We start from the raw sequence: 12,378 nt of genomic DNA, 5'->3' as shown, positions 1-12,378 counted from the left end.
GCAAGAGTACTGAAGCTCACAGGCATCAGTTGAGCGACGGGTCGTCCGGATAGGTGGCCACCATCGCCAGCTCGTTGCGCTGGCGGCGCAGGACCTCCCGCCACAGTCGCTCCGGGGCCGGCGACGAAACGTCCCCCGGCTCGGACTCGACGACGTACCAGGCGCCCTCCACCAGCTCGTCCTCCAGCTGGCCGGGGCCCCAGCCGGCGTAACCGGCGAAGATCCTCAGGGAGCCGAGGGCCGAGGCGAGCAGCTCCGGCGGGGCCTCCAGGTCCACCAGACCGATGGCGCCGTGGACCCGCCGCCAGCCGAGCGGGGTCCGGTCGCCGGCCGCACCGCCCGGGATGACCGCGACGCCGAGCGCGGAGTCCAGCGAGACGGGGCCGCCCTGGAAGACCACGCCGGGCTCGCCGGCGAGATCGGCCCAGCCCTCCAGGATGTCGCCCACGTCCACCGGCGTGGGGCGGTTGAGGACGACACCGAGCGAGCCCTCCTCGTCGTGGTCGAGAAGGAGCACCACCGCACGGTCGAAGTTCGGGTCCGCCAGGGCGGGCGTGGCCACGAGCAGCCGCCCTGTGAGCGAGGACACCTCGGTCATGCCAGACATGATCCCGCATCTTCCCCCGGAGTGGGGGGCCAATCGGGGTGCGGGAGTGAACGCAGCTCGAATCGGGTGGTGCGGCCCGGCACGACCTCGCGCAAGAGCGGCGACGGGCGTGACGGACCGCCTTCCGGCACACGCCCGGCGGCCGGTGACCCCATGTGCCCGTTTGGGAACGGTTCGTGTTGTGACACATCTATGACGCGGCTGGGTGGTACTCGGGCCTACGGGCGGAGGGGCAACGGCGACTACGCTGTCTCTCCGGCCCCCGCGCTAAGTGATCGGCCGACCCCTGCCCGACTCATCGGAACGCGAGATTCATGACCGTCAACGACGATGTCCTGCTTGTCCACGGCGGAACCCCGCTGGAGGGCGAGATCCGTGTCCGCGGTGCGAAGAACCTCGTACCGAAGGCCATGGTCGCCGCCCTGCTGGGAAGCGGGCCGAGCCGCCTGCGCAACGTTCCGGACATCCGTGACGTGCGTGTCGTACGCGGCCTGCTCCAGCTGCACGGGGTGACGGTCCGTCCGGGCGAGGAGCCCGGCGAACTGGTGATGGACCCGACCCACGTCGAGAGCGCGAACGTCGCTGACATCGATGCCCACGCGGGTTCCAGCCGCATCCCGATCCTGCTCTGCGGACCGCTGCTGCACCGTCTCGGCCACGCCTTCATCCCGGGCCTCGGCGGCTGCGACATCGGCGGCCGGCCCATCGACTTCCACTTCGACGTGCTGCGGCAGTTCGGCGCGACCATCGAGAAGCGCGCGGACGGCCAGTACCTGGAGGCGCCGCAGCGGCTGCGCGGCACGAAGATCCGGCTGCCGTACCCGTCCGTCGGCGCGACCGAGCAGGTGCTGCTGACGGCCGTACTGGCCGAGGGCGTCACGGAGTTGTCCAACGCGGCCGTCGAGCCGGAGATCGAGGACCTCATCTGCGTACTGCAGAAGATGGGCGCGATCATCGCCATGGACACCGACCGCACGATCCGCATCACCGGTGTGGACAAGCTCGGCGGCTACACCCACCGTGCCCTGCCGGACCGTCTGGAGGCGGCGTCCTGGGCCTCCGCGGCCCTCGCGACCAGCGGCAACATCTACGTCCGCGGCGCCCAGCAGCGCTCGATGATGACGTTCCTGAACACCTACCGGAAGGTGGGCGGTGCCTTCGAGATCGACGACGAGGGCATCCGCTTCTGGCACCCGGGCGGCCAGCTGAAGTCCATCGCGCTGGAGACGGACGTGCACCCCGGCTTCCAGACCGACTGGCAGCAGCCGCTGGTGGTGGCCCTCACGCAGGCGACGGGCCTGTCCATCATCCACGAGACGGTCTACGAGTCCCGCCTCGGCTTCACCTCCGCGCTGAACCAGATGGGCGCGCACATCCAGCTCTACCGCGAGTGCCTGGGCGGCTCCGTCTGCCGCTTCGGCCAGCGCAACTTCCTGCACTCGGCCGTCGTCTCGGGCCCGACCAAGCTGCAGGGCGCCGACCTGGTCATCCCGGACCTGCGCGGCGGCTTCTCCTACCTGATCGCGGCGCTCGCGGCCGAGGGCACCTCCCGCGTCCACGGCATCGAGCTGATCAACCGCGGCTACGAGAACTTCATGGAGAAGCTGGTGGAGCTCGGCGCCAAGGTCGAGCTGCCCGGCAAGGCGCTCGGCTAGGCGTCACGAACGACGAATGGGCGGCTCCCCTGATGACAGGGGAGCCGCCCTTTTCGGCGTCTTCGGCCGGAGCACGGCCCAAAGGAGCGCGGGGAACTGCGCGGCCGGCCGCAACCGGCCCGCAGTCACCCACCGCGTTCAGTGGGCCGGCGCTCCAGAGCAGAGCGCTTACTTGCCCTTGGCCGCTTCCTTGAGCTTCGAGCCCGCGGAGACCTTCACGCTGAAGCCGGCCGGGATGTTGATGGGCTCACCGGTCTGCGGGTTGCGCGCGGTACGAGCGGCACGGTGGGTGCGCTCGAAGGTCAGGAAGCCGGGGATGGTGACCTTCTCGTCGCCCTTGGAGACGATGTCGCCGACGACATCGGCGAACGCGGCCAGAACGGCGTCGGCGTCCTTCCGGGTCACCTCGGCGCGGTCGGCCAGCGCGGCCACCAGCTCACTGCGGTTCATGTTCTTACTCCCGTGTTCTTCTTGCCGTTGAGGCGTGAGGTGTGATCGATGCCGATGCGCTCGCGCCCAGGGACGCATCCTGCCCCTACCTGCGGCGGGAAAGCCAATCCGGCACCCGTAGGAGTCGTGAGAACACCCTGGGGAGTCACACGAAAAGCGCCTGCTCGGCCGTCACCCTAGAGGGCGCCCGCCGCCACGTGGTTCCGCGACGCGCCGGTGCAGGGGCCGCCGTGGCGATCCTCACAGCCCCTGCACAGTACGTCACAGGCGCCTAGGACGCCGCTCCGGCCGCCTTCGCGGCCTCGCGGACCGCACCGGCCACGGCGCCCGCGACCTTGTCGTTGAAGACGCTCGGAATGATGTAGTTCGGGTTCAACTCGTCCTCGGTCACCACGTCGGCCAGGGCCTTTGCGGCGGCGAGCATCATCTCGGTGTTGACCGTACGGGACTGGGCGTCCAGCAGGCCGCGGAAGACACCCGGGAACACCAGCACATTGTTGATCTGGTTCGGGAAGTCGGAGCGGCCGGTGGCCACAACAGCCGCCGTCTGACGGGCGATTGCGGGGTCGACCTCGGGGTCCGGGTTCGCAAGCGCGAACACGATCGCGCCGTCCGCCATGGCGGCCACGTCGTCGCCGTCGAGGACGTTCGGGGCGGAGACACCGATGAAGACGTCGGCGCCGCGCACGGCCTCCTTGAGGGTGCCGGTGAGGCCCTCGGGGTTGGTGTTGTCGGCGATCCAGCGCAGCGGGGAGTCGGCCGGGGCGTCCACCAGGTCCTCGCGGCCGGAGTGCACCACACCGTGGATGTCGGCGACGACGGCGTTCTTCACGCCCGCCGCGAGCAGCAGCTTGAGGATGGCCGTACCGGCCGCGCCGGCGCCGGACATGACGACGCGGATGTTCTCGATCCCCTTGCCGGCCACACGAAGTGCGTTGGTCAGGGCGGCGAGGACGACGATCGCGGTGCCGTGCTGGTCGTCGTGGAAGACGGGGATGTCGAGGGCCTCGCGCAGCCGGGCCTCGATCTCGAAGCAGCGGGGCGCGGAGATGTCCTCCAGGTTGATACCGGCGAAGCCGGGGGCGATCGCCTTGACGATCTCGACGATGGCGTCGGTGTCCTGGGTGTCCAGGCACAGCGGCCAGGCGTCGATGCCGGCGAAGCGCTTGAAGAGGGCCGCCTTGCCCTCCATGACGGGCAGCGCAGCCTTGGGGCCGATGTTGCCGAGGCCCAGTACGGCGGAGCCGTCCGTCACGACCGCAACGGAGTTGCGCTTGATGGTGAGGCGGCGGGCGTCCTCGGGGTTCTGGGCGATCGCCATGCAGACGCGGGCCACACCGGGCGTGTAGATCATGGAGAGATCGTCACGGTTGCGGATGGGGTGCTTGGACTGCATCTCGATCTTGCCGCCGAGGTGCATGAGGAACGTACGGTCGGAGACCTTGCCGAGCGTGACGCCCTCGATGCCGCGGAGCTCCTCCACGATCTCCTCGGCGTGCGCGGTCGAGGTGGCGGCGATGGTGACGTCGATGCGGAGCTTCTCGTGGCCGGACGCGGTGACGTCGAGGCCCGTGACCGAGCCTCCGGAGGACTCCACGGCGGTGGTGAGCTGCGAGACGGCCGTTCCGCTCGCCGGCACCTCCAGCCGGATGGTCATCGAGTAGGAGACGCTGGGCGCCGTTGCCATGGCCGACTTCCTCTGCTTTCACCGTGTCGCGAGTTGTGCCGTCCGATCGTCGCACCTACCCCTGAGTACGCGGTAGTCGCCCCGGATTGCGGACGTTTTGTTCACGGCAGGCGCATGGTTTCGGAAATCCACTTCCACCATACGAGAGTCGATCGGCCGAGGAAAGAGGCTGTCCGGGCAAAGCAAGAGGCCCACGTCACATGCGTGACGTGGGCCTCCCACACGTTCATGACACCGACCCGCCATGCTCGCCTCGCGGCAAGGGGTCCCTCTGAGGGACGAAGGTTGGGCCCGGGGGCTTGGATCGAGCCGGTGCCACACCAAGGCTAACAAACGGATCCCGCAGGACCATTCCCGTCGGGCGAGTTCACAGGAATCAGTCCCGCAGCAGGTCCGGCACCCCCGTCGCGTCGGGCTCGTCCCGCTCGCCGGAGACGACCGTCAGCTGCTGGGTGGCCCGGGTCAGCGCCACGTAGAGCACGCGCAGACCGGCCGGGGACTCGTCCGCGATCTCCGCCGGGGACACCACGATCGTCGCGTCGTACTCCAGGCCCTTGGCCTCCAGGCTGCCGAGCGCGACCACCCGGTCGCCGAGCCCGGCCAGCCAGCGCCGGGCCTCCGCGCGCCGGTTCATCGCGACGACCACGCCGACGGTGCCGTCCACCTGGTGGAGGAGCTGCTCGGCCGCCGCGCGCACGGTCTGCTCCAGGGAGTCCCGGACGACCGTGAAACGCGGCTCGACGCCGGTGGACCGTACGGCGGACGGCGCCTGGGAACCGGGCATGGCCAGGGCCAGGACCCTGGCCGCCAGCTCGGCGATCTCGGCCGGGTTGCGGTAGTTCACGGTGAGCTGGAAGCGGCGCCGGGGGCGGCTGCCGAGGGCCTCGTCGCGGGCCTCGGCCGCCTCGTCCGGGTCGGACCAGGAGGACTGGGCCGAGTCGCCGACGACCGTCCAGGTGGCGTGCCGGCCGCGGCGGCCGACCATGCGCCACTGCATCGGCGTGAGGTCCTGCGCCTCGTCCACGATGACGTGCGCGTACTCGGTGCGCTCCTGGGCGAGCCGCTCGGCCCGCTCGCGCTGGGTCTCCTCGCGCACCGGCATCAGCTCCTCCAGGCCGGTGAGGTGGTCCAGCGGGTCCAGCTCGCGCTTCTTCTTCGGCCGGGCCGGGGCGCCGAGGATCGACTGGAGTTCGTCGAGCATGGCGACGTCGTGCACCGAGTGCCCGTCCCGCTTGAGCGAGCGGGCGACCCTGCGGACCTCGCCGGGGTTGAGGATCCGGCGCGCCCAGCGGCCCAGGCGCCGCTCGTCCGCCATGGCGGACAGGACCGCCTTCGGGGTCAGCTCGGGCCACCAGGCGTCCACGAAGGCGATGAAGGCGTCCTCGGTGGTGACGTCCTCGTCGAAGGAGGAGCGCAGCTCGGCGGCCAGCTCCGGGTCGGTGTGCCGGGTGGCGCCGCCGGACTTGGCCCACAGGGCGTCCAGGAGCAGCTTGCGGGCGCGCGGCCGGAGCAGGTTGACCGGCGCGGTGCCGCCGAGGGCGGTACGGCGGATACGTTCCAGCTCGTCGGCTTCCAGTTCGAGGCGGCGCCCGAAGGCGACGACCCGGAGCCGGGTGGGCGGGCCGGCGGGGGCCTGGGACGCGGTGTCGCCGTCGTCGTCGAGCGTCAGCTGCCCGGCGGGGGCGCCGCCGCCCCGGCCCAGCTCCAGCGCGCCCCGGGCGGCCTTGCGGAGCACCTTCAGCATCCGGTACGAGCCCTTGGCGCGGGCCACGGACGGGGAGTCGTAGAGCGTGGCCTCCACGCCGTCGACGAGTGAGCCGATCGCGCGGATGGCGACCTGGCCCTCCTCGCCGAGCGAGGGCAGCACGCCCTCGGTGTAGGCCACCAGCAGCGGGGTCGGCGAGACGATCAGGATGCCGCCCGCGTAGCGTCTGCGGTCCTGGTAGAGCAGGTAGGCGGCGCGGTGCAGGGCGACGGCGGTCTTGCCGGTGCCGGGACCGCCCTCGACGTGCGTCACGGAGGCGGCGGGGGCGCGGATGACCAGGTCCTGCTCGGCCTGGATGGAGGAGACGATGTCCCGCATGGTGTGGCTGCGGGCCTGGCCGAGGGCGGCCATGAGGGCGCCGTCGCCGATGGCGGCCAGCCGGCGGCCGTCGAGGAGGGCCGTCAGCTCGGGGCGCATCAGGTCGTCCTCGACCCCGAGGACCTTGCGGCCCTTGGACCGGATGACGCGGCGCCGCACGACCCGGCCCGGATCGACCGGGGTGGACCGGTAGAAGGGGGCGGCGGCGGGTGCCCGCCAGTCGATGACCAGCGGGGAGTAGTCCTCGTCGAGCACGCCGATCCGGCCGATGTGCAGGGTCTCGGCGATGTCGGCGGTGTTGTCGGGCCGCACCGCGCCCTCGGCGGGCTCGACGGCCGTGTACGCACCGTCGGGGCCCTTCTTCCCGTCCTTGCCGAGGAGCAGGTCGATCCGTCCGAAGAGGAAGTCCTCGAACTCGTTGTTGAGCCGGTTGAGGTGGATGCCGGCCCTGAAGACCTGGGCATCCCGCTCCGCGAGCGCGCCCGGCGTGCCGACCTGGCCGCGCTTGGCCGCGTCGTTCATGAGGAACTCCGCCTCGTGAATCTTTTCCTCAAGGCGCTGGTACACCCGGTCGAGGTGTTCCTGTTCGACGCTGATCTCCCGGTCCCGGACCGAGTCGAGCGCGGTTTCCTGCTGAGCCTGAGCGGCCACCGGGCCCCCTTCTGACGTGCTGGGCAGCCGTCAACCGTACGCGAAGGGGACCCGTAGAGGCTACGCGTTCACTTCGACGAGCGTCTTCCCGTCGAAGGTCACCACCTGGAACTTGTCGATCTCGCTCGGCTTCAGGGCCGTGCCGCCGCCGATGTACAGCGGGTTCTTGGCCTCCTCGGTCTTGGCGTCCGCGAGGCCGTAACCCCATTTCGGCACGGACCAGGAGCCCAGCGTCTGGCGCTCTCCGTTCTTGGCGACGGCGACCAGGGAGCACTTGAGCGGACCCTTGACGCCCTTGAGCTGGAGGACCGTCGAGGTGCCCCAGTTCTTCTCGCCCATGGCGACGGTCGCGGAGGCACCGGTGGTGCTGTCCGTGCCCGAGACCTTCGTCGGGAGCTGGTCGAAGGTCGTCTGGGCGGTGGCCGCCAGCGGTGTGGCCGTCTGCCCCGAGTTGCCGCCGCTCGCCGCCATGACGGCGATCGGGCCGCCGATGATCAGCGCGGCCGCGGCCGCGACCAGGTAGAAGCCCTTGCGCCGCTTCGTGGCCCGGCGCTCGGCGACCTCGTCGACCAGTTTCTCCATGAGCCGCGGGCTGGGCCTTGCGGACAGCGACTCGCCGATCGCGGGCGTGCTGCCGGAGCCCGGCAGATCCGCGAGGGCGGCCAGCATCGGCTCCATCCCGGCCAGCTCGTCCAGCTGCTGCGCACACCATTCGCAGCCCGCGAGGTGCGCTTCGAAAGCGGTGGCCTCGGCATCGTCGAGGATCCCGAGGGCGTAGGCGCCGACGGTCTCGTGCTCGTTCGGGGCCTGTGATCCCTGCATGGAGCCAGACATACCCGAACCACCCGTGCCGAACCCTTGCATACCCCCGTACCCGCTCATCACGCCGTCACCCCCCGCTCCTCCAGTGCCAGCTTCATCGAACGCAGGGCGTAGAACACCCGGGAGCGGACGGTTCCGCTGGGTATGCCCAGAGTTTCCGCCGCCTCGTTGACGGTACGCCCCTTGAAGTACGTCTCGACGAGTACTTCCCGGTGGGCCGGGGTCAGGTCGTCGAGCGCGTCAGACAGCGTCATCAGCCACAGCGCCTTGTCGATCTCGTCCTCCGCGGGGATGACCTCCAGCGGCGACGGATCGACCTCCTGCGGCCGGGCCTGCCGGCTGCGGTGGCCGTCGATGACGATGCGACGAGCGACCGTCACCAGCCAGGGGCGTACCGATCCGGTCGCCCGATTGAGCTGACCGGCGTTCTTCCAGGCACGGATGAGCGTTTCCTGCACGACGTCCTCGGCGCGCTGCCGATCTCCGGCGACCAGCCTGAGGACATACGCAAGCAGAGGTCCGGCGTGCTCGCGGTACAGCGCACGCATCAGCTCCTCATCCGGTTCCGAGGGCTGTGAGGACATGCGATGTCGGGCCCTCGTTCCACGTTCATTGGCCACGGCCGCATCCTTGCGCACGCCCACCTCCGGTGTCCGGGGGTTCCCCCAGTCGGTCGCTCGCCCACCCGTACGCACGGGGGCGGCGTGGCGTTCAATGTGACCCGAGAGTTTTCTTGCAGGTGACGTGACGAGCGGGACATGCGCGCACATTCCAACCGCATGATCTTTACATTTCCGACACATCGCCGGAGGCCGGCCGAGCTGCCCGCCCGGGGTCGGCGACAAACCGAGTGTTGCCGAAATCACGTCGACTCTCTCGCGGGCGCAATCCGACCAAGGACCCGAACCGGACATTCAGGCTCGGGCGAGAGCGGCCCTCCTCCGGTGCCGGGCCACCCGCTCACGGTTCCCGCAGACCTCGCTGGAGCACCAGCGCCGCCGGCGGCCCCGTGAGGTGTCCAGGTACACGAGGGGGCAGTCGTCCCCTTCGCACTCCCTGACGGCCGCCCGCGCCACGGGATCGGTGAGCAGGTCCACCGCGTCCCGCGCGACGACGGCGAGCAGCCCCGCGCAGCCGGGGTCCCGGGCCAACTCCCGCACCAGCGTGCCGTCCTCGCCGCGCACCGCGCACGGGGCCGGCGGCGCGACGCGGGCGACCTCGTTGACCCGCCCGAGCGCATGATCGTACGACCGCGCGTCGGACGGGTCGCAGCTGCGCAGCAACTGTCCGACGTACCCGCGCAGTTCCCGGAACCCCACCAGCCAGGAGGCCTCGGCGTGGCCCAGTGACGTGCCGGGCGGCACCAGTCCGGACCCGGCGATCCACGCCCGCAACGGCCCGACGGCGTCCAGCCGTTCGACCGGGTGGGTGGTCGCGAGGAGATCCAGACAGATCCGTCCGGCATCGAACCGCAGCTCGTACGGGGCCGTGGCCGTACCCAGTGCCATGTGCCTGTCACCGCCTAGGGTCACCAGCGTGGGGATCCGACAGGGAGGGGGATCCGACAGGGGTGGGGATTCGCTTCCTCTCTCACAGTGCCTGCCCACGCACCCGTTCGAAACCCCTCGTACCGCTTGGAGCACGCACCTTCGAGCCGTGCCCCGGGCCCGCGGCCGGGCACTGCGGTGTGGACGCCCACGCATGCGGGCGCGCGCTTCGGCCATGGGCGGGGCAGGGGGTGCTCCGGTTGTCTGAAGGCATGACGAACACGACGAATGCACGGGATGCACGGGGCGCACGGGGCGCACGGAATGCACGGGACGCACGGGACCCACAGGGCGCACGGAATACGCGGGAAGCACGGGAAGCGGGGGAAGCACGGGGCACCCGCGGCAGCACGGTCGTCCTCGGCGCGGCCACGGTCGCCATGGGCCTGATCGCCGGGGTCTTCTACATCTTCGCCTGCGCGGTGATGCCGGCGCTGGCACGCAGCGACGACCGGACGTACGTCGAGGTCATGCGCGACATCAACGTGGTGATCCAGAACCCGGTGTTCCTCCTGAGCTTCATGGGGGCGCTGGTCCTGACGGGGATATCGGCGTGGCAGCTGCGGGGTGCGGCCCCCGCCCGCTGGATCTGGGCGGCCCTGGCGGCGTACGCCCTGGTCTTCCTCGTCACGATGGCGTTCAACATCCCGCTGAACAACGCCCTGGCGGCGAAGGGCTCCCCCGCGTCCCTGCGGGAGCACTTCGAGGGCCCTTGGGTGGCGTGGAACGTCGTACGGGCGGTCCTGTCGACGGTGGCACTGGGGTGTCTGACGCGAGCGCTCCTGGTGCACGGGCGATTCGGTCGGCCTTCGTGACACGGCACCGCCCTGCCCTGCCCTGCCCTGCCCTCCGGAAGTCCGCTCCAGCAGTCGCATGGGGCCGCCCCGTTTCCTTCAGCGCAGGCATCGGGCGGCAACGGAGTCCAGCAGTTCGCCACGCACTTTCTCCGGAAGCGCCCGCCCGGACTTCTCACTGCGCACGAGCAGTTCGATATTGGTCCGCAGCGAGGTCAGCGGAGTCCGCAGCTCATGCCCCGCGTCGACGACGAGCCGCATCTGCCGGTCCCGGGAGGTCGACAGAGCCTCGGTCATGGCGTTGAAGCTCTGAGACAGGCGGGCAATCTCGTCATCGCCCTCCACCGGAATACGAATGGCGAGATCCTCCGTCCGCGCGATGTGTTCCGCCGCACCGGTCAACCGCTTCACCGGGCGCAGGCCGGCACGGGAAATCCAGATACCGGCCGTACCCGCTCCAGCCACCCGACCCCGGACACGCTCAGAAGAAGGATCGCCAGGCTGTACAGCGGCTGGTCCACGGCGCGCGACGACTGCGCGATCGAGACGGCGAAGTTGCCCCGGAGGCCGGGAGGCAGGTCCGGACTGGACGTCGCTACGCGCATGTCCTCGCCGCCTTCCGTCCTCGCGTCGTGCAGGGACTCGGGCAACTCACCACGCGCGACCGCGAGATCGGACTCCTCGACCACGATGCGGTCAGTGCCGGGAGCCGCGCACACCGTCCCGTCGGAGGTGACGAGCTGGATCGTGTACGGAGTGCCGTTTGCCACCTGGCGAGACATCCGTTCCGCACAGGTTCAGCAGCTGGCGCACATAGCCGGCGGAGGCCTGGACGTTGCGGAGATTGGAGTTGAGCTGGTCGGACAGTTGCTGACGGGTGGCGACCCAGGATGCCCCGCGATACGGCGCCGCACGAGGTACCGGTCCCCGACTGTCTGCTCCCGGCCGTACGACCCGGTTGCGCACCCGTCCGGCGCCCAGGCGGGTCCGTGGACGCCGGGCACGGGCTGCACCTCGTGCGGGCACCGGTGGTACACGACCGCTTGCACGAACTTCTACGCCGACTCGGTGTGCTCAGCGTCCCGCTTCCGCCGCGTACGGCAGGAAGTCCGCCCAGGTGGAGGGGGTGAGGATGAGCTGGGGGCCGGGGCTGTTCTTCGAGTCGCGGATGTGGATGGCCGAGGGGGTGGTGGCTATTTCGACGCAGTTGGAGGCGTCGCCACTGTAGGTGGACTTGTGCCAGGTGGGTTCGGGCATTGCGGGTTTCCTCACAGGTGTCGGGCGATGCGCTCGATGAGGTCTCGGGAAGCCTCAGGGGTGAGCGCACTCGCCTCCATGTGGTCGACCACTGCACGGTACTTGCTCAACTGAGCTTCGCCATCCAGGAATTCGCAACCATGATGAGTGTCCAGCTGCACGGTATCGAGCTGGCGCACCTCTCCAGCGACGTAGTCGACGCCCTGGCCCGTGCCGTGAAAGCTTGCCTCGCCGAAGGGGATGACCCGGATGGTGATGTGGGGGAGTTCACTCATGGCAACGACGTGCTTGAGCTGAGCGGCGGTTACGTCCCGGCCGCCGAAGCCCATCCTGAGTGCCGCCTCGTGAATGGTCGCGGTGTAGGGGGTGGGATTGTCCCGGTGAAGGATGCCCTGCCGCTTGATTCGGTGGGTGAGCCGGTGCTCGATCTCGTACTGCTGGAGCCGCGGGAAGACCGTGCGGAAGAGTGCCCGAGCGTGGTCGGTGGTCTGGAGCAGGGCGGGGATGTGGATGACGAGGGCCACCCGCAGCTCGGCTGCGTAGTGCTCCAGTTCGGCCAGGTCGATCAGCCCGGCGGGCAAGTGGTCGCGGTACTCGTCCCACCAGCCGGACTTGCGTCCGCCGGTCATCGCGGCCAGGGCCTCGACCAGTGCCGTGTCCGCGCAGCTGTAGGTGCGGGCAAAGGTGCGCACGCGGTCGGCACTGACGGCGTAACGGCCTGACTCGATGTTGCTGATCTGCGCCTGCTTGACGCCAAGCAGGCCCGCAGCGGCAGTGGACGTAAGTCCGAGCTGGTCACCAACGCCTACCGGCATACCAACGGCC

General features: G+C 70.1%; 13 protein-coding genes. 2 read left to right on the top strand and 11 right to left on the bottom strand.

Annotated elements, in window-relative coordinates:
• Nucleotides 1-25 precede the first annotated feature (25 nt).
• Nucleotides 26-598: a YqgE/AlgH family protein gene (locus tag ACFZCP_RS25290; RefSeq protein WP_362693203.1), complete on the bottom strand. Its 573-nt coding sequence runs from the start codon at nucleotides 596-598 to the stop codon at nucleotides 26-28.
• Between the two features lie 323 nt (nucleotides 599-921).
• Here ACFZCP_RS25290 and murA point away from each other — a divergent pair, with 323 nt between their 5' ends.
• Nucleotides 922-2,262, top strand: coding sequence for a UDP-N-acetylglucosamine 1-carboxyvinyltransferase (gene murA, locus ACFZCP_RS25285; RefSeq protein WP_391430196.1), 1,341 nt, complete (start codon nucleotides 922-924; stop codon nucleotides 2,260-2,262).
• A 168-nt stretch (nucleotides 2,263-2,430) separates the two neighbouring features.
• On the opposite strand, the gene ACFZCP_RS25280 is transcribed toward murA, so the two are convergent.
• The 6 genes from ACFZCP_RS25280 to ACFZCP_RS25255 form a co-directional block, all read right to left on the bottom strand.
• Nucleotides 2,431-2,712 carry an HU family DNA-binding protein gene (locus tag ACFZCP_RS25280; protein ID WP_217784782.1) on the bottom strand — a complete coding sequence of 94 codons (282 nt, stop codon included), beginning with the start codon at nucleotides 2,710-2,712 and terminating at the stop codon, nucleotides 2,431-2,433.
• A 271-nt stretch (nucleotides 2,713-2,983) separates the two neighbouring features.
• Nucleotides 2,984-4,399 carry a malic enzyme-like NAD(P)-binding protein gene (locus ACFZCP_RS25275; RefSeq protein ID WP_391430193.1) on the bottom strand — a complete coding sequence of 472 codons (1,416 nt, stop codon included), beginning with the start codon at nucleotides 4,397-4,399 and terminating at the stop codon, nucleotides 2,984-2,986.
• 376 nt (nucleotides 4,400-4,775) lie between these two features.
• A complete protein-coding gene (locus ACFZCP_RS25270; protein ID WP_391430191.1) occupies nucleotides 4,776-7,133 on the bottom strand; it encodes a UvrD-helicase domain-containing protein in 2,358 nt (785 codons plus the stop codon).
• 60 nt (nucleotides 7,134-7,193) lie between these two features.
• Nucleotides 7,194-8,015, bottom strand: coding sequence for a zf-HC2 domain-containing protein (locus ACFZCP_RS25265; protein WP_391430189.1), 822 nt, complete (start codon nucleotides 8,013-8,015; stop codon nucleotides 7,194-7,196).
• The gene (locus ACFZCP_RS25260; RefSeq protein WP_079071569.1) at nucleotides 8,015-8,599 is read right to left on the bottom strand and encodes a sigma-70 family RNA polymerase sigma factor; all 585 of its coding nucleotides are present in this window, start codon (nucleotides 8,597-8,599) and stop codon (nucleotides 8,015-8,017) included. Before ACFZCP_RS25260 ends, ACFZCP_RS25265 begins: the two co-directional genes overlap by 1 nt.
• Nucleotides 8,600-8,869: 270 nt before the next feature.
• Complete coding sequence (locus ACFZCP_RS25255) at nucleotides 8,870-9,463, bottom strand: ABATE domain-containing protein (RefSeq protein WP_391430187.1); 594 nt, start codon at nucleotides 9,461-9,463, stop codon at nucleotides 8,870-8,872.
• 419 nt (nucleotides 9,464-9,882) lie between these two features.
• Between ACFZCP_RS25255 and ACFZCP_RS25250 the strand changes: the two genes are divergently transcribed.
• A complete protein-coding gene (locus ACFZCP_RS25250; protein ID WP_391430185.1) occupies nucleotides 9,883-10,317 on the top strand; it encodes an anthrone oxygenase family protein in 435 nt (144 codons plus the stop codon).
• A gap of 78 nt (nucleotides 10,318-10,395) precedes the next feature.
• Here ACFZCP_RS25250 and ACFZCP_RS25245 read toward each other — a convergent pair whose 3' ends face one another.
• From ACFZCP_RS25245 to ACFZCP_RS25230, 4 genes are all read right to left on the bottom strand, one after another.
• Nucleotides 10,396-10,707, bottom strand: a complete 312-nt coding sequence (locus ACFZCP_RS25245) for a HAMP domain-containing protein (RefSeq protein ID WP_362693181.1) — start codon at nucleotides 10,705-10,707, stop codon at nucleotides 10,396-10,398.
• A complete protein-coding gene (locus ACFZCP_RS25240) occupies nucleotides 10,704-11,066 on the bottom strand; it encodes a hypothetical protein (RefSeq protein WP_362693178.1) in 363 nt (120 codons plus the stop codon). The genes ACFZCP_RS25245 and ACFZCP_RS25240 overlap by 4 nt, the downstream gene beginning before the upstream one ends.
• A 304-nt stretch (nucleotides 11,067-11,370) precedes the next feature.
• Nucleotides 11,371-11,553: a DUF397 domain-containing protein gene (locus ACFZCP_RS25235; RefSeq protein ID WP_362693175.1), complete on the bottom strand. Its 183-nt coding sequence runs from the start codon at nucleotides 11,551-11,553 to the stop codon at nucleotides 11,371-11,373.
• An 11-nt stretch (nucleotides 11,554-11,564) separates the two neighbouring features.
• Nucleotides 11,565-12,368: a Scr1 family TA system antitoxin-like transcriptional regulator gene (locus tag ACFZCP_RS25230; protein ID WP_391430182.1), complete on the bottom strand. Its 804-nt coding sequence runs from the start codon at nucleotides 12,366-12,368 to the stop codon at nucleotides 11,565-11,567.
• Nucleotides 12,369-12,378: the final 10 nt, after the last annotated feature.

Source organism: Streptomyces sp. NPDC007971, from assembly GCF_042958635.1.
Classification (GTDB): Bacteria; Actinomycetota; Actinomycetes; order Streptomycetales; family Streptomycetaceae; genus Streptomyces.
The sequence above is the reverse complement of the archived record's forward strand: the minus strand, read 5'-3'. Positions and strand labels throughout refer to the sequence as shown.

Coding starts and splice junctions, on each gene's coding strand:
- ACFZCP_RS25290 (WP_362693203.1), bottom strand. CDS start 598: ATGACCGAGGTGTCCTCGCTCACAGGGCGGCTGCTCGTGGCCACGCCC.
- murA (WP_391430196.1), top strand. CDS start 922: ATGACCGTCAACGACGATGTCCTGCTTGTCCACGGCGGAACCCCGCTG.
- ACFZCP_RS25280 (WP_217784782.1), bottom strand. CDS start 2,712: ATGAACCGCAGTGAGCTGGTGGCCGCGCTGGCCGACCGCGCCGAGGTG.
- ACFZCP_RS25275 (WP_391430193.1), bottom strand. CDS start 4,399: ATGGCAACGGCGCCCAGCGTCTCCTACTCGATGACCATCCGGCTGGAG.
- ACFZCP_RS25265 (WP_391430189.1), bottom strand. CDS start 8,015: ATGAGCGGGTACGGGGGTATGCAAGGGTTCGGCACGGGTGGTTCGGGT.
- ACFZCP_RS25255 (WP_391430187.1), bottom strand. CDS start 9,463: ATGGCACTGGGTACGGCCACGGCCCCGTACGAGCTGCGGTTCGATGCC.
- ACFZCP_RS25250 (WP_391430185.1), top strand. CDS start 9,883: ATGGGCCTGATCGCCGGGGTCTTCTACATCTTCGCCTGCGCGGTGATG.
- ACFZCP_RS25235 (WP_362693175.1), bottom strand. CDS start 11,553: ATGCCCGAACCCACCTGGCACAAGTCCACCTACAGTGGCGACGCCTCC.
- ACFZCP_RS25230 (WP_391430182.1), bottom strand. CDS start 12,368: ATGCCGGTAGGCGTTGGTGACCAGCTCGGACTTACGTCCACTGCCGCT.